The organism is Bradyrhizobium sp. Ash2021 (assembly GCF_031202265.1).
GTDB lineage: Bacteria > Pseudomonadota > Alphaproteobacteria > Rhizobiales > Xanthobacteraceae > Bradyrhizobium.
In genome coordinates, this window is the sequence record NZ_CP100605.1 from 178,741 (window position 1) to 193,624 (window position 14,884).

At 60.2% G+C, this 14,884-nt stretch carries 14 protein-coding genes and 4 pseudogenes; 4 read left to right on the top strand and 14 right to left on the bottom strand.

Translation table 11 applies throughout. From position 1 onward, the window contains the following. Positions 1-275 precede the first annotated feature (275 nt). The 3 genes and pseudogenes from NL528_RS45800 (at position 276) to NL528_RS45810 (ending at position 2,158) form a co-directional block, all read left to right on the top strand. Positions 276-1,164 (top strand): annotated as a pseudogene (locus NL528_RS45800) (alpha/beta hydrolase family protein). Between the two features lie 19 nt (positions 1,165-1,183). Beyond that, positions 1,184-1,792 (top strand): invasion associated locus B family protein, encoded by a 609-nt coding sequence (locus NL528_RS45805; protein ID WP_309185832.1) that lies wholly within the window; start codon positions 1,184-1,186, stop codon positions 1,790-1,792. A gap of 207 nt (positions 1,793-1,999) precedes the next feature. Continuing rightward, on the top strand, positions 2,000-2,158 hold the full coding sequence (locus NL528_RS45810) for a hypothetical protein (protein WP_309185834.1): 159 nt from the start codon (positions 2,000-2,002) through the stop codon (positions 2,156-2,158). Between the two features lie 128 nt (positions 2,159-2,286). Here NL528_RS45810 and aspT read toward each other — a convergent pair. The 11 genes and pseudogenes from aspT to NL528_RS45870 form a co-directional block, all read right to left on the bottom strand. After that, positions 2,287-4,190: pseudogene (aspT, locus tag NL528_RS45815) on the bottom strand (aspartate-alanine antiporter); the annotation flags it as partial. Positions 4,191-4,666: 476 nt separating this feature from the next. Further along, positions 4,667-4,852, bottom strand: a complete 186-nt coding sequence (locus NL528_RS45825) for a hypothetical protein (RefSeq protein WP_309185838.1) — start codon at positions 4,850-4,852, stop codon at positions 4,667-4,669. A gap of 131 nt (positions 4,853-4,983) precedes the next feature. Beyond that, entirely contained in the window at positions 4,984-5,118 is a 135-nt protein-coding gene (locus NL528_RS45830) for a hypothetical protein (RefSeq protein ID WP_309185839.1), read from the bottom strand. Positions 5,119-5,881: 763 nt separating this feature from the next. Next, on the bottom strand, positions 5,882-6,127 hold the full coding sequence (locus NL528_RS45835) for a hypothetical protein (RefSeq protein WP_309185840.1): 246 nt from the start codon (positions 6,125-6,127) through the stop codon (positions 5,882-5,884). A gap of 191 nt (positions 6,128-6,318) precedes the next feature. After that, positions 6,319-6,942 carry a hypothetical protein gene (locus tag NL528_RS45840; RefSeq protein ID WP_309185842.1) on the bottom strand — a complete coding sequence of 208 codons (624 nt, stop codon included), beginning with the start codon at positions 6,940-6,942 and terminating at the stop codon, positions 6,319-6,321. Beyond that, a complete protein-coding gene (locus NL528_RS45845; protein ID WP_309185844.1) occupies positions 6,939-7,292 on the bottom strand; it encodes a type II toxin-antitoxin system prevent-host-death family antitoxin in 354 nt (117 codons plus the stop codon). The genes NL528_RS45840 and NL528_RS45845 overlap by 4 nt, the downstream gene beginning before the upstream one ends. Before the next feature lie 188 nt (positions 7,293-7,480). Beyond that, the gene (locus NL528_RS45850; protein WP_309185845.1) at positions 7,481-7,657 is read right to left on the bottom strand and encodes a hypothetical protein; all 177 of its coding nucleotides are present in this window, start codon (positions 7,655-7,657) and stop codon (positions 7,481-7,483) included. Positions 7,658-7,906: 249 nt separating this feature from the next. After that, positions 7,907-8,542, bottom strand: coding sequence for an integrase core domain-containing protein (locus tag NL528_RS45855; RefSeq protein ID WP_309185847.1), 636 nt, complete (start codon positions 8,540-8,542; stop codon positions 7,907-7,909). 424 nt (positions 8,543-8,966) lie between these two features. Beyond that, a complete protein-coding gene (locus NL528_RS45860) occupies positions 8,967-9,158 on the bottom strand; it encodes a hypothetical protein (protein WP_309185849.1) in 192 nt (63 codons plus the stop codon). Positions 9,159-9,324: 166 nt separating this feature from the next. Further along, positions 9,325-10,485 (bottom strand): IS30 family transposase, encoded by a 1,161-nt coding sequence (locus NL528_RS45865; protein WP_309181756.1) that lies wholly within the window; start codon positions 10,483-10,485, stop codon positions 9,325-9,327. Positions 10,486-10,602: 117 nt separating this feature from the next. Continuing rightward, positions 10,603-11,496 (bottom strand): tetratricopeptide repeat protein, encoded by an 894-nt coding sequence (locus NL528_RS45870; protein WP_309185409.1) that lies wholly within the window; start codon positions 11,494-11,496, stop codon positions 10,603-10,605. Positions 11,497-11,747: 251 nt separating this feature from the next. Here NL528_RS45870 and NL528_RS45875 point away from each other — a divergent pair, with 251 nt between their 5' ends. After that, positions 11,748-12,119 (top strand): hypothetical protein, encoded by a 372-nt coding sequence (locus tag NL528_RS45875; RefSeq protein ID WP_309185410.1) that lies wholly within the window; start codon positions 11,748-11,750, stop codon positions 12,117-12,119. Here NL528_RS45875 and NL528_RS45880 read toward each other — a convergent pair. The 3 genes and pseudogenes from NL528_RS45880 to NL528_RS45890 form a co-directional block, all read right to left on the bottom strand. Beyond that, positions 12,116-13,039, bottom strand: a pseudogene (locus tag NL528_RS45880) (Na+/H+ antiporter NhaA); the annotation flags it as partial. The gene NL528_RS45875 and the pseudogene NL528_RS45880 sit on opposite strands and share 4 nt — an antisense overlap. A gap of 13 nt (positions 13,040-13,052) precedes the next feature. Further along, a protein-coding gene (locus NL528_RS45885) for an IS630 family transposase (protein WP_309185411.1) occupies positions 13,053-14,202 on the bottom strand; the annotation gives its coding sequence in 2 pieces (ribosomal slippage) (positions 13,053-13,740 and positions 13,739-14,202; 1,152 coding nt in all). A gap of 78 nt (positions 14,203-14,280) precedes the next feature. Then, positions 14,281-14,800: pseudogene (locus NL528_RS45890) on the bottom strand (Na+/H+ antiporter NhaA); the annotation flags it as partial. Between the last annotated feature and the right edge of the window lie 84 nt (positions 14,801-14,884).

Sequence of the window (14,884 nt, forward strand, 5' to 3'; positions counted from 1 at the left end):
TTTCCGCGACCGGCTCTGAGGTCGGCCTCGGTCATGCTGGGCTGAAATGGGTCACGCGCGCTGGGATCATCCGTGAAGTGGCAATTATCGTCGATTTGGACTTTGCGCTGATCTCTCTGTATCGGCTTGGTTCTCTGAGTCGTCGCGTCCCGTGCGTGCTCCGTCCACATTGCCGCGACATGCTTGATCTAGATCAAAGGGGGCGTCGGTTCGTCGCGACACCCTTTCCCGATCGAATTGACCGCGCTGCGCGGCGACCGCTCGGAACGACCACCATGCTTCGATCCCTTTGCCTGCTCATCGCCTGTTGTGCATCCACCATCCTGGCGACGCTGAGTCCTGGCAGGAGCGCGGACAATCGAACGTTGCTGCCGATCCAGGAAGAAGTCTGGGCGCTCCCGCTGACACAACCGACCTTCGCCTACGTGGTGCGTCCGGTTGGACCGGGACCGTTTCCGCTGGCGGTGATGAATCACGGCGTCTCCCTCAACGCGGGCGAGCGCGGCTTCTTCCCGCTAGTCGAGTTTCGCGATGCTGCGATGTGGTTTGCGCGCCCGCGGCTACCTGGTCGTGGCGCCAACCGGCTCAGGATACGGTGCAGCGGCTCTAGATCTACCGGAGCGTGGGCTGTTTTCAGTATTCTATTCAAAGATCGGCAGCTGCGACAATCCGAATTTCAGAGATGCGGGGATGGCAGTCGCCCTGCTTGACGAGTGGATCATCGACTACATGACCGATCAAAAATTCGCCGTGCCCAATAGTGCCATTGTCATCGGCCAGTCCGCAGGCGGCTGGGCGGCAATCGCGCTCTCGAGCCAGAACCCGCCTTCGGTGAAGGAAATCATCACCTTCGAAGCCGGACGGGGCGGCCGCGTCGGCGGCAAGCCGAACAACAACTGCGCGCCCGATAAGCTCGTCGAGGCGACCGGCGAATTCGGGCGTACCGCCCGAGTACCGATGCTGTGGTTCTACGTCGAGAACGACACGTTCTTTGGACCGGAATTATCCAAACGAATGCATGCGGCCTACACCGCCGCGGGCGGCAATGCCGAATATCACCTGATGCCGCCGTTCGGCGGCGACGGGCATTTTTTCATCGATTCCGCCGAAGTCATTCCACTGTGGTCGCCTGTGGTGACCCAATTCCTGGATAAACATCGATAATGCACGATGGAGGCCAATGATGGGCAGTCGCCGCGCTTCGCAATTCTGCCCTCTCTCGACTTCACTGTTCGCCGCATTGTCGCTCCTGCTGTCGCCGAACCTCGCGGACGCTCAACAGGCCACACCGTCCGCGAGTGACCAGCCGCAGGCGGAAGTCGCGCCGCGCGGCCAGCGCAGCACGGTGCGCCAGATCAAATATGGCGACTGGCAGAAATACTGCTTCAAGACACCCGGCACCAACCAGGTGTGCCGCACCACCATCTCCGGCAATTTTGACACAGGCCAAACCGCAGTGCGCGCCGATCTGATCGAGCGCGAGGGAGAAGGCAAGGTACGGCTGCAACTCTTCCTTCCGGTCGGACTGTACCTGCAGGCCGGCGTCAAGCTCACGGTGGATCAGGGCAAGCCGCACCAAATCCCCTATGTCTGGTGCCTCACCAACACCTGCATCGCCGCCAACGTCGCCGACGCTGCGCTGATCCGCGAAATGGAGCAAGGACAGAACTTGCAGCTGGATGTCGTCGATTCAAGCGTGCAGAGCGTCAGCACCACGCTGTCGCTTGGCCAGTTCGCCTCCGTTCGCCACGGCGCGCCGGCACGGACGTTCGAGCAGGAGATCGATGAATAGGTCGCGGTGAAGCTCAGGCCAATCCACTGGATGCGCGCTCAATCGGCTCGATCAGCGACTTGGCGGCGAACGGCTTGGTGAGATGGGCGAGACATCCGGACTCGATCGCAGCCATCCGCGCCGCGGGATTATCCCTTCCCGTGATGTAGATGACCGGGGGGCTTTGGCTATCGACCTTGGGGATGGTGCGCGGCTGCGGCCGGAGCCTTGATCGTTGGCACTCTCGTCACCGGCGCCTATTACGGATCGTATCCCGCTTATGGCGGCGGCTACGCCTATGAAGGCTGCTATCCCAACGGGTACGGATACGGCGGATATTCGCAGACTTATTACGGGAGTCCGTATCACCACGATTACGGCTGGTAGCATCGATTGCCTTCGCAGGCCGCACGATAGCTCGTGCAAAAGGGCCTGCGCTCCGACGAGGCGGCCCCGGCCCCAATCTCCTCCCGACGCGGGGCCGTCTCGAAGGGCCTTCTCAGCCTGATGATGGCTCAGCCGGCGAAGACCACCACCATCACCGAGCCCCAGGTCGTCAGCAGGATGTTCGCGATCGGATAGGCGGGCGTATAGCCCAGTACCGGAACGGGGCTCCCCGCCCGCTCCTGGAGCGCCGCCATCGCTGCCGTCACCGTCTGTGCGCCGGTCAAACCGCCGAGCAGAAGGATCGGGTTCATGCGCAACACGAAATGGCCAAAGCAGAACCCGACGATCTGCGGCAGCAAGGTTACGATCATGCCACCCAGCAGCAAGCCGATACCTGACTCCCGGAGCGCGGAGAGGAAAATCGGCCCGGCATGAATCCCGGTGAGCCCGACGAAAGCCGCCAACCCGAGCGATGTCATGAGGCTGATGGCGCCGTCGGGGATCCGGCCAAACGTCGGGTAACGCGTGCGGAGATAACCGACCAGAAGTCCGGCGAGCAGCGTGCCGACGCTCGTGCTCAGTGTGAGCCTGACGCCACCAATTGAAAAACTCACGAGAACGCCAACGAGGCCCCCGAGGAAAATAGCGAGCCCCAACACGATGAAATCGATGCTTGTGCTGGGCGCAATGATGACGCCGATGCTCTTGGCCCCGTTCTGCACGACCGGTTCGGGTCCGACGATGCGAAGCAGATCGCCGAGCTGCAGGACGACGCCGGCCGCGACGGGAATCTCCTGACGACCCCGGCTCAACGAGCGTAGATAGAGGCCGCGCGTCCAGTTCTCTCGTGAAGCATCTTCGAGTGTCATCCCCGCAAGCTTCGGATTGATCAGGAAGACATCGGCGGAGATCAGGGGAATGTCCAGAAGCTCCCTGTCTTCCACCTCTTCGGCGCGAGGCCCGATCCATTCGACGATGATCTGGCGCGGGGCGGATAGCGCGATGACATCGCCGGCCGCCAGGTTCATTCCAGGTTCGGCGTCGAGGACGCGGTCTCCGCGCCGGACGCGGTGAATGAACAAACGATGTTCCGGGATGCGGGCTTCCGCGGCAACGACGGTCGATCCAACGAGGGGCGACTGCGCATCCAATCGATAGGCGCGTAGCTCGAACTTCCGCCACGCGGAGGCCAGCCCTGGCTTGGCGCGTGTCATGCCGAGCGATTGCTCGAGCTTGAGCGCCTCCGCCCGCAGGTCGACCTTCAACAGCGCCGGGGCAATCTGGGTACAGAAGAGGATCACACCCGCATAACCGAAGACGTAACAGACCGCATCCGCCACCGCGATGTGCGAGATGAACAGCGCACGCTCCGCCTCGGACACCGCCAACCCGTTGACCGCGTCGGTCGCCGTGCCCATGGCGGCGCTCTGGCTGAGCGCCCCCGACATGAGTCCCGCGGCAAATCCCGGATCCAGTTCCAGCACACGCGAAATCACGATGGCGGCCGCAAGGCCGGTGAAGCATACGACGAGGGCCAGCAGCATCGGTTTCAGCCCGTCGCGCTTCATCGCCGCCACGAACTGCGGACCGACGGAATAGCCGACTCCAAACAGGAACAGCAGGAACAGGAACGATTTTGTCATGCTGGAGACGGGAACGTGCGCGAAGTCACCCACCACCAATCCGGCAAAAAGCGCGCCCGTGACCGGGCCGAGACTGAACGTGCCGATCCTGAAACTACCGATCCAGTAGCCCGCGGCGATCACCAGGAACAGCGCGAGCTCCGGATAACGGACGAGAAACTGCTCCAGCCAGGTCAGCATCGCGGGGCTGCGGCTATGTCATCAGCATGACCAGCACCATTCCCCAGATCGTCCTGGCCGATGATGACAGCGGCAATCAGGGTAGCAGTGACGGCCCCAAGGCCTAGGCCCTTGTAAGTGAAGGAGCCGAAATAGTAGCCCAAGGCCAGCGAGAGGAAGATCGCGATTTCCGGATAGCTCTTGAGCGTCTGGAAGAACCAATTGATCATGATTTCACCTGTTCATGCTATCCCAAAGCGTCGGCACGCGCCCGCTTCGGCCCGGCGCCAAACAGCGGGCCGAAGAAGAACCAGCGGCGAGAACTGAAACCGCATCAGCCATGATCAGGCGACGGTTCACCGAGCGCCTGTTGATTTATGTCAAAGCGCTTCTCTGCGACGTGACGATTCAGATGCCGCTTCTGAGGAAAGCACTCGGGCCGCCTCGCCGCGTGGCGGCGGCCGGCCGGATGTCCCGTGACACCGCCGCCGGAGTTTGAAAGCCTTGAGATAGATCAAGGAGCGCAGCCAGCCCTCTTTGATTCTGCGGAATTGAAAAGGCAAGGAGCTCGATCGGGCTCCATTTCAACAGGTTGCGCAGCTCGGGAGCGTCACATGGAGTGGAGTGCGGATTCGGCTTCAGCCGACGGATGACGAAGTAAGGCTATCCGATCGCGCCATCGCGCTCATCGACCGCCAAACGTGATCTAGTCTTCGTCCGGCTCGCGCACGACCGGCGGTTCGTCGGCGCGGTCCTCTTCGTCCTCTTCCTCTTCGTCCTCGTCGTCTCCGTCTTCATTAGGATCTCGGGGCGGCATCGTGTTGCCCATGATCACGAAGGGACTCCAGTCGATCAACCTGGCGGAAAATTCCTCGGGGATGTGGGGGGTCATGGCGTTGCTCCTCGGGTGTGGACCCTGGGGATTTTACCCCTTCTCGCTGCAAGGTGGACATTGATCAAGCCGCGCTTGCCAGAGCATACCGCGTATTGGCGTCAGCTGGCTTGCGGCAACTGGCAGTCGGCTCACTTCGCCGGCGGCCGCAGCGGGCTGTTCAGCCAGCCCTGCGCCTCGGGAGATAACATGGGATCCAGATCGTCGCAGTCGGCGCAGCGGAATTGCTCCCGTCCGCCCTCGTCCGACGCAGAGACTAGCTTCATCGGCTTGCCGCATGCCGGACAAGGCTTCAGCCTCGGATAGGGATTCGCCATCGGACCTGCCCCGGTCGCAAGCGAGCATAATTCGTGGGAACCAGCGTTTCACAAACCCGCGACGGCCGCCACGAAAATCTATGGTGCCCGCCCCGTCGCTGCGCGGCGGACGGCTTCGTTGACCATCGCCCGGTCGCGCCGGTCTTCCGGAGAGAGCTCCATCACCGCGTCGTGGAATCCCCGCCGATATGGTCAGAGGGCTCTTCAGCGGCTTTTCGGCCCACTCCCACCAGAGGTCGAATGCGTCCTTCTCGCTCATAAAGCTTCTCCCGTCCCGTGAGGGTGAAACGCTGCAGAAGCTCGGCGGCCTTGACGGCAACGCCCGAAATATACTGGAGTTCGGCCTCCATTGTTGGGGTGGCTTATGGACGAGGAGTTCGACAGACAGGAGGCGCAGCGCGTCCGCGATCTGGCCGGCAAGGCCGAACCGTTCACCAGGAAGCGGCTGCTGGATTTGGCCGAGCGGTACGACACAAGGGCGGCAAACCATCTCGGGCCTCGCGGATCATCGAGCGGCCGCTGCCGATTCCAAACGTGAGCCCGGCGCGACACTGGCAGTCGGGAGAAGCATGAAGAAGCCGAGGCCCGTCGAGATCAGATGCGACGCCTGCGACGGCACCGGCTTCCCTCCGGTGAAGGAGCCCGAACCTGGTCGCAAAATCTATCCCGCGCCCTGCAGGAAATGCGGCGGCAAGGGACGGATAGCCAAGTCCTAACCCTCCTTGAGGACGGACTTGACCTCCCGAACGGGCCAGCTTTCGCCCGCGGGGATGACGCGCACCGTACCGCCTCCGCCGACCAGCGCATGCGAACTCACCTCGTCCTCGACGGTGACGACCGAGAGCTCGGTCTCGGGCTTCCAGTTCAGCGTGACGTCGAGGTCGTCGGGGAAGATCTGCCAGCGCGAGCCGTCGTCCAGTTCGACGAGGTGGCTCTCGGAATGGGATCGGATCTTCATCGCTTCCTCGCCTGGGCGGAAGCGACGTCGGTTTCGAGGTCATCGGCCATGCAAGACAACGGCGGCCGCATGGCCCAGTTCCGGACGATCCGCCGCCGCGGGACAGATGAAACAACCGGGGGCCGGCCGTGTTTAGCAGGCATGGGAAATGCTTTTTTGGCTATTCGGATTTTCGTGAGGAATCTCTGGATCTATATTGCCCGGCGGACCAGAAGGGGATCGTCATCTTCCTTGCTTCCGGCAGTCGGAATGACCTTGAGGATCGCCTGCCAGGCGTGCGCGGCTTCTGCAATGCCGAAGCTGGTGTCCATGGCCTCAATGAAGACGCGGGTTCCGAATACATCGAGGTTGATCCGCCGCATACCCCTCAGTGCATCGCGTCCGTCGGCGTCGTCCATCAGGACGACGATGGTCTGTCGGGGCTGGATCTTTCCTCGAAAGCTCTTCAGGGTTTGGATGATGCTGGCCTCACCAAGGTCGTGGGCGTCGGGCTTAGCCAGAGGGTCTGCCCCACGCGCCTTCCAGGCCTCGAGCGCAAGTTTGTAAGTCTCGAAAGTCTTGGTCTCTACCCGACGGATCCGGAACTTGTTCGTTTCGATCCATGAACGAGCATAGGCAAGCCAACGGCTCCGCGGGTCCGCATCCGACTCTGGATCGCGCGTGACTTCCTCCATGACCATGTCGGTCATCCAAATCGTGCCGCATGGCTCCATTAGCCAATCCAGCCTTTCGATCGCCGATAGCATCACCACCGGCGAGGCATCCATGATGAGGAAGATCGGATCCTTTTCGCTTAGCGCTCCCTGGGGGCTCATTTGGCGCCCCGAATGAAGTACCTGGCAAAGCGCTCGGCTTCACTGCGGACGACGTCTTGGTTCACGCCGCCGATCGCATCATGAGCCATATGAAGGACGGCTTCGACCGGATCCTCCTCGACGTATGCCAGCACATCCTCAGGTTCGGGACCAAGAATAGTTGGTTGCGCCGGAAGCGCCTCCACGGGAATTTCCTCATCGGCCGCAGCCATCAAACGGCAGAATTCCTCGACAGACATCATCACGGCGCGGGGTTTCCCGTGGCTTCGGATGACCACCGGCGCCTGGGCGGCAGCCCGCTGGATTTCGCCCGACTGCTGCTGGAGATCGAGAGAGGAAAAGGCGCGCATTGGTAACCCTCATTTACACGTAAAATACGTGTTTTATGGAAAATGTCAATGCCCCTGAGAACTTCGTTCTCCGGAACCCCACACGATAATCCGGAAGGCCGCTTTTTTGACGGTGATAGGGTTGAGCCTTGCGCTGCTGATCGGAGCGAGCGCATCGGCCGTTCTGAGCGGCTTCCCCGGGAGCAGCCTCAGACCTGCTGCTGTGCTTTCAGATAGCGCAGCCCTTCGACCGCAAGCTGATGTTCGTCACCGGTTTTATCGGCGAGAAACTGCGAGACCCGCTCTCGCGCGGAACTCTCCTCGTCCGGCGTCAAATTGACCATCAAGCCGTAGGCCTGCATCACCCGATCGATCACCGCTTCCATCGCACCTGCCCCCCGTCTTGAGCTAATGGAACCACTGGAACCAAGGGTCGATATCGGCGTTGGAACTGGAACTGCAAGGGGAGACGCGCGATGGATTTAACGCGTTGTTTGCATTGCGGTGAGCGCCTCATACCGGCACTGACGCTCGATGGATGGATCGAGCTCAAATGCATCTGGTGCGACAACATCGACCCGTTGAAAACTGAAGCCGCCAAATGGGTCGAAAGCCCGCTCTGTGCCTACCGCAAATCAAGCCCGAGCATATTGGTGATGCAGTCCACCCAGGATCGGACGGCACAGAATGCGCCCCGCTGCCTCGGCGGCACGTGATATCGGCGCGTCCTTGTTCAACGATAAGTGAGTGCGCGTGCCATTATAATAGTCCATGTAGGACAGCAGAACATGGCGCAGATGGCGTTCGCCGAACACCACGACATGATCAATGCATTCCCTGCGGATTGAACCGATCAGCCGTTCAGCATATCCGTTTTGCCATGGGGAGCGGGCAGAGGTCGGACGGTCTCGAATGCCGATCGACCGAACACGGCGGATAAATATCTCACCATAGGCTCCATCGCGATCTCGGATTAGGTAACGAGGGATTTGCTCCCAGCCGCAGGCCTGAGTGAGCTGATTGGCGATCCATTCGGCGGTCGGATGCGCTGTGACACCAAACCATAGAATCTGTCGTCGACCATGCCCCATGATCAATAGGCCATACAGGAGCCGAAATGAAATCGTCGGCACGACGAACAAATCGATCGCCGCGATGCCGTCGGCATGATTGCGGAGAAATGTCTTCCAGCCTTGGGACGGCGGGCCCCTTCGCCTGACCATATACTTGGCGACGCTGGTCTGGCCGATGTCGATGCCGAGCTTGAGCAATTCGCCATGGATCCGCGGCGCTCCCCACAGCGGATTGGCAATGCTCATCTCGCGGATCAGCCGTCGTATTTCGACCGGAACCGGCGGTCGGCCGGAACGAGGTCGTGACTTCCAGCGCCAGTATGACCTGAACCCGGCACGATGCCAACGGACGACAGTCTCCGGCTTCACAATCGTCAGCGCATTGAGGGTACTTGGCACCAAACGATACAGCCCAACAAAGATCAGGCGATCCATGGCACTGAAGGTCAGTCTGTTCGGCAGCTGACGGCGCTGGATGTTAAGTTGATGACGAAGGATCAGGATCTCGGCTTCCAACGAGGCCCGCGACCGGAAAAATAAGACCAGCACCGACCAAACCAGGCTGCAAGCTTCTCTCATAAGACAGAAGCATTGCGCGATTCGGCCTCACCCGCCAGCCGGATTAGATTTCCGACAGGGACAGGTAATTGTAGAACAGGATAAAGATCAGGATGGGAATGCTGAGACAGACGAAGAAGCCGGCCATGATCGCGCTGAGCTTTGGCTTCCTCACTGTAAGCGCGAGGCGAGGCTGGGCCCGCTGCGACAGCGAACTTCCGACCCCCTTCAGCCGTGACCAGAACGACACTCGCATCGCAATGCAATTCTTGGCTGGCAACGAGCACAGTTGCGATATCATAGCCAAAAGCCAGGTACTTACCAAGGGAGACCTGGGTCTTGACACGGGTCGTGACTTCCGCTTTGGGGTCAAAACCGGAAGTCGCCACCGGCTTGGGCCAGTTCCGCTTTGCCCTGCCGGCTCAACCGGTCGACGCAACACAGGCGTTAAATCTCTCTGCTGGTGTTTCAAATTGCAAGGTCTCACGTGGTCGTTCATTTAGCTGACGAGCCACTTTGTTCAGATGGGCTTGCGAATGCATCGACAAGTCGGTGCCCTTAGGAAAGTACTGTCTCAGCAGGCCATTGGTATTCTCATTCGACCCGCGTTGCCACGGGCTTTGCGGATCGCAAAAATAGACGTCGATTTTGGTCGCCAACGTAAAGCGACGATGATCCGTAAGTTCCTTGCCCCGGTCCCAGGTCAGGGATTTATATAGCTCCTTTGGTAGCTTCTTCGCCTGCTTGATGAGCGCGGTGACAACCGTCCGGGTGTCCTTGCCTGCCACCTTGGCCAACATCACGTAACGGGTATGACGCTCGACCAAGGTCGCGATGTAGGTGTTGTTCGGCCCGGACAGGAGATCGCCCTCCCAATGACCAGGCACCGCCCGATCTTCAACCGCCGCCGGTCGCTGACGGATTGAGACGATATCCTTGATATGCCCCCGTTTATCGCCATTCGGGTCAACCGGCCTGGAGCGACGCATCGAGCGCTTCGATCGAAGATGGCTAAGCAGCTCTTTCTTCAGCACGCCGCGCGCTTGGACAAACAGGCTGCGATAGATGGTCTCGTGTGACACCTGATTACACTCGTCTTCAGGGTGCGTTCTCTTCAGCCAACCGGCTATCTGCTCGGGGGACCAATCCAATCTGAGCTTCCCTGCCACCGCCTGCCGCAGCCGCGGATTGGTCGCTAACTTACAACATTTTGGACGACGAGATCGCGCCCAGGCATTCTCGTCCGCAAGTGTCGCTCGGTAGCGATCATAGCCGCCATTGCGACTCATTTCCCGGCTCACCGTCGAGGGTGAGCGGCCAAGCCGTTTGGCGATCGACCGTGCCGATTGATGTGCCGTAACGCCTCTGGAAATCTCCTCGCGTTCCGCGAGCGTCAACGCCAGCCTGGAGCGACGCCGCTCCGCAGGACGAATCCCACCATGCGGAGCTACCAAAAAATAGATCGACGATGACTGCTTACCAAAAGCTCGTCCAATCGCCTTCAGCGACTCCCCACGCTTCCAGCGATCCCATAACTCCGTCTTCTCTGCCGCAGTAAAACCTCTATGAAATCTCCGTTCCATCCCACACTCCATCTTTTCCCTCTAAGATAAAGTGTTGCGGCGACCGGTTGAGACCACCCCCCGAAACCGGACATCCGGCAGCGCGGCGGCGATGTCGGCCAAGTGCCAAACTGCGACTCAAGTCGTTCGATGTCGTAGACTGTCTATTGGTCGATGGCGCATCGAAAACACAGCTATCACCGACCGCTCAACGCCTTTGTGAACTGCCTTTGGACCATCCGGATCGGACGGGGCCAATTCGGAGAACTTCTTGAAATCCGCCAATGCGCGTTGCAGATCGTTCTTCCGTTCCCATGACACGCCGCGGTTATAGAACGCATCTGCGAAGTTCGGATTAAGCCGGATCGTTTGGTTCAAATCCTCGATGGCACGGTCGTATTGGCCTTTGTTATTATAGGCGAGGCCGCGGTTGTTGAACGCCGCTGCGTAGTTCGGATTAAGCCTTATTGCTTGGTTGTAATCCTCGATGGCACGGTCGTATTGGCCTTTGCGCCTATAGGCGATGCCGCGGTTATAGAACGCATCTACGAGGTCCGGATTAAGCCGGATAGCTTGGTTCAAATCCTCGATGGCGCGGTCGTATTGGCCTTTCTCATTGTACGCGAGGCCGCGGTTGTTGAACGAATCTGCGTCGTTCGGATTAAGCCGGATCGCTTGGCTCAAATCCTCGATGGCGCGGTCGTATTGGCCTTTAGCACGATAGGCGCCGCCGCGGTTGCTGAATGCATCTGTGCCGTTCGGATTGAGCCGGATCGCTTGGCTGCAATCTTCAATGGCCTTATCGCTTTCTTGCTTGTCGCTCAGCTCGGCGCAACGACTTGCAAACAGGGCAGCAAGCTGACGGCCGCTATATCGACCAGAATTAATTGCGCGTGTGCACGCGGCTATTGCTTGCTCGCCAGAAGCCCTCGCACACGTCTCGAAATCGTCGGCCGCGGCGGGCGTCGCCGCCGACCAAACTGTCGATATGAAGGCCAGAGCCGCCAGCGTGCCCCGCAGAATTGGCGTCATAGGATGTCCCTTTGGACAATAACCTCTAGCGAAATTGTATCGTAACAGCCTGAGGCTGCCATAGCTACTTGAGAGCGGCTCCGTATTGTGCTGATGAGATGGTCCGGCCACACTCACGTCGGCTACGGGGTCAAAAGCGGCCATCGGCGGCCATCATGTCCATGTCCGGCACCCCGACAACGGACATCCACCGACGATGAAAAGGAAGCCCGCCAACCGGACGGGCAAAGTTTCGGGAGAAGCGCCCTTTCATGGAGCGCCAAGGCAGTCTCTACGATTCGGCTGTCATCGCCAAGGTTGATCCAGTGACACTGACGCAGCGGTGCGCCGCCTTTTCCTGGTCGGTCGCGAATGCCCGCTTCGTTCAGCGCGGCTGCGATGGCGCGCAGGCTCGTTTTCCCGGCCGCACGAAGCGCATTGTTCTCTCGACCAGTGGCCCGTCCTGGACGACCGACGTCGCCCTTGAGACCCGACCAACCCGTTCCCCTCCCCCGAACAGCTCGCTGCCGACCGCGTTCACGGTGCTCACCGGATCGTCGAACGAGGTCACGCTCAACGCGCCATCATCGGCCGGCGCCAAGGTCAATTTCGTCGCCTTGGCCAGAAGCGGAAGCCATTACTAGCGCGTCGGAGCATCCTGCGGGTTCTGTGCCCTGCCATTCGAGAGATGAGCGCGTGTCTCTCTGCGCAGGCGTCGAACGTATTCCGCGCCCCAACCGAGACCGAGCATGGCGGCGACGAGCGAGCCCAAAAGCACGCCTAGTTTCGCTGCATTCAGTAGCCTTTCATCGGTGAAGGCGAGCATGGCGATGAAGATGGACATGGTGAAGCCGATCCCGGCCAGCAGGCCTATGAGGCAGACGCTGCGCCACGAAACACCCGGTGCCAGCCGACACCAGCCCAGCCGTACAGCAAGCCAAGTCGCACCGACCACACCGATCGGTTTCCCTGCTACAAGGGCAAGCCCCACGCCCAGCATGACGAATTCAGCCCCGGCAGAGAGATCAACGTCCGTCAGGCTGATGCCGGCATTCGCCAGCGCGAACAGGGGCATAATGGCGTAGGCCACCCAGGGATGCAGCGCTATCTGCACGCGCACTACGGGCGGCAACATCTCACGATGGGCTACGCGAAGCTGCCGCAGCGGCAACTCCAGGCGATGTGTATCCTTCGTCCAGACCGCATCGCTGCTTCGCAACTCCTCGGCCACGCGCGACACCACTTCCAACGGGTGTTCCCGCATGGGGATCGGCCGCACCGGGGTCATCAGGCCGAGCACGACGCCTGCAAAGGTCGGATGGGCGCCAGTCGTCAGAAAGCCGATCCAGACGAACGCGCCCGGCAGGATATAGCCGAGCGCGGAGCCGACCCCGATCCGCTGAAACCCTAGAACCATCAGGATGCCAAATGACACGACGATGAAACCGGTGAACTGAAGTCCTCCTGAGTAGAAGAAAGCGATGATCAGCACTGCGCTGACGTCGTCGATGATGGCTAGAGCCAGCAGGAAGACTCTGACATTGACCGAGATTGATCGCCCTAGTCGCCCGATTCATTCAGATTGCAGGGTAGAGGTGCTTGAGTTTGATACGGGCATTGGGGGTTGAGAATTGCCAATTGGCCTTGGTGTTGTTGGCATTGCGGTCGTGCTCCCATGCGGCGATTTCCTCGACGAGGGTCTGTTTATCGGCAATCCGACGGTCGAGGCACTGGGACGTGAGGACGCCGAGTTCGGACTCTGCCAGATCAAGCCAACTACCGTGCTTTGGAGTGTAGTGCCATTCGAAGCGCTCGACCAGTCGCCTGGCCTCGGCGGCTGGAAACGCTTCGTAGAGTGACCCCTTGCCGTGGATGTTGAGATTGTCCTGGACCAGTACGACGGTCTTGGCGTTGGCGAAGTAGCGATCGGCCAATTCTTTCAAGACGTGAGCGTAGTCCACGGCGGTATGGCGATCGGTGACCTTGACGTGGCGCCAGCCTTCGAGCGGTGCAAACATCATGAAGATGTTGGCGGTGCCGTTGCGCTCGTACTCGTAATCGCAGCGGGCCGGGCGTCCCCGCTTCATCGGGATCGGCAGGCGCGTCTCGGCAAGGAACTGCTTGGAGGTCTCGTCCAGGCACACCAGCGGGTAATCGGGATCGCGTGGCCGCGTGTAGACCGCCAGCACATCTTCCATGGCGGCTACGAACGCGCCATTGGCCTTCGGCGGGATGACCCAGCACTGCTGGCGATGGGGCTGGAGAATGTTTTTTTAGTGCCCGCCCAATCATCGAGTCGCTGGCGCGATCGACAATTTGCAGTTCCACGACCTTTTTCTCCAACAGCCGCAAGGTCCAGCGCGCGCGTCCCTTGGGAGGTTTGGAACAAGCCAGTGCAATCAATTTGGCTTCTTTCTCGCCGTCAAAAATCCGTGCAACCGCCGGTGTCGCCCGTTGCTTGCGGCTCAACACAGCCTCGAAGCCTTCTTCCACCAGTTGCTTCCGGACCCGGTAAACCATCGAGGCGCTGGTCTCCAGCGCCTTGATAATCCGGTTGTCACTCCAGCCTTCACCCGCTTCCGACACATCGGCCTTCAACAATATCCGCGCCTTCAGCAGCCGCTGCGCCGCGCTCTTGCCTTTGCGTATCAGCCCTTCGAGTTGCTCACGTTCCTCACCGCTCAGCCGCACAACATACTTCTTTACCGAAATGTCCTTCGCAGCCATGATTGCCTCCGCCGCATCCGATGCGACCAAAGCGAATCACAAAACTCATGTCCTTGCAAACTGATTGAAGCGAGCGACTAGCAGTGTGAGCACCCCCACGGCAAACGCGATGTCTGTCGCGGTTGGTACTGCCCAGCCCTGACCGCGAACCGGATCAGTGTTGAGGCTCAGGTAAATCAGCGCGGGGATAATGACGCCACCGGCAGCCGCGACCACGGGTAGAATTGCCTGATTGAGCCTGCTCAACGCACCTTCATGAATTTCGCGCCGAATCTCCATGCCTACGACGAGGAAGAAGATCGTCATCAGCGCGTCGTTAATCCAAAAGTGCAACGACCTGGAGAAGACGAACTCGCCAAGTCCGATTGAGAGCGGCAGGTGCCAGAGGGCATGATAGTCGTGGGCGAAGGGAGAGTTGGCCCAAATTAGTGCGGCGGCCGCTGCGATCAGGAGCACGCCGCCGCTGACGGCCTCGACGTGCAAGAAGCGCTGTAGTGTGGTGACGGCCCGCTCGGCAAGGAATTGGACTCGCGGCAGGTCTGCGGCTGGCAGTCGGTGATCCATTGGGCGCACGCTTTCTACGTGGCGGCCCGACCATCGCTTGACCTGTCACTGCTGCGAGCAGCGAACACCCGAAAGCCGTTCTACACAGCAACGGCAAGAAGGCAACCTTATTCAACGA

Excerpts from the sequence above, each read along its gene's own strand:
- NL528_RS45805 (WP_309185832.1), top strand. The coding sequence starts at position 1,184 with ATGGGCAGTCGCCGCGCTTCGCAATTCTGCCCTCTCTCGACTTCACTG.
- NL528_RS45825 (WP_309185838.1), bottom strand. The coding sequence starts at position 4,852 with ATGACCCCCCACATCCCCGAGGAATTTTCCGCCAGGTTGATCGACTGG.
- NL528_RS45830 (WP_309185839.1), bottom strand. The coding sequence starts at position 5,118 with ATGAAGCTAGTCTCTGCGTCGGACGAGGGCGGACGGGAGCAATTCCGC.
- NL528_RS45835 (WP_309185840.1), bottom strand. The coding sequence starts at position 6,127 with ATGAAGATCCGATCCCATTCCGAGAGCCACCTCGTCGAACTGGACGAC.
- NL528_RS45840 (WP_309185842.1), bottom strand. The coding sequence starts at position 6,942 with ATGAGCCCCCAGGGAGCGCTAAGCGAAAAGGATCCGATCTTCCTCATC.
- NL528_RS45845 (WP_309185844.1), bottom strand. The coding sequence starts at position 7,292 with ATGCGCGCCTTTTCCTCTCTCGATCTCCAGCAGCAGTCGGGCGAAATC.
- NL528_RS45850 (WP_309185845.1), bottom strand. The coding sequence starts at position 7,657 with ATGGAAGCGGTGATCGATCGGGTGATGCAGGCCTACGGCTTGATGGTC.
- NL528_RS45860 (WP_309185849.1), bottom strand. The coding sequence starts at position 9,158 with ATGCGAGTGTCGTTCTGGTCACGGCTGAAGGGGGTCGGAAGTTCGCTG.
- NL528_RS45865 (WP_309181756.1), bottom strand. The coding sequence starts at position 10,485 with ATGGAACGGAGATTTCATAGAGGTTTTACTGCGGCAGAGAAGACGGAG.
- NL528_RS45870 (WP_309185409.1), bottom strand. The coding sequence starts at position 11,496 with ATGACGCCAATTCTGCGGGGCACGCTGGCGGCTCTGGCCTTCATATCG.
- NL528_RS45875 (WP_309185410.1), top strand. The coding sequence starts at position 11,748 with ATGGAGCGCCAAGGCAGTCTCTACGATTCGGCTGTCATCGCCAAGGTT.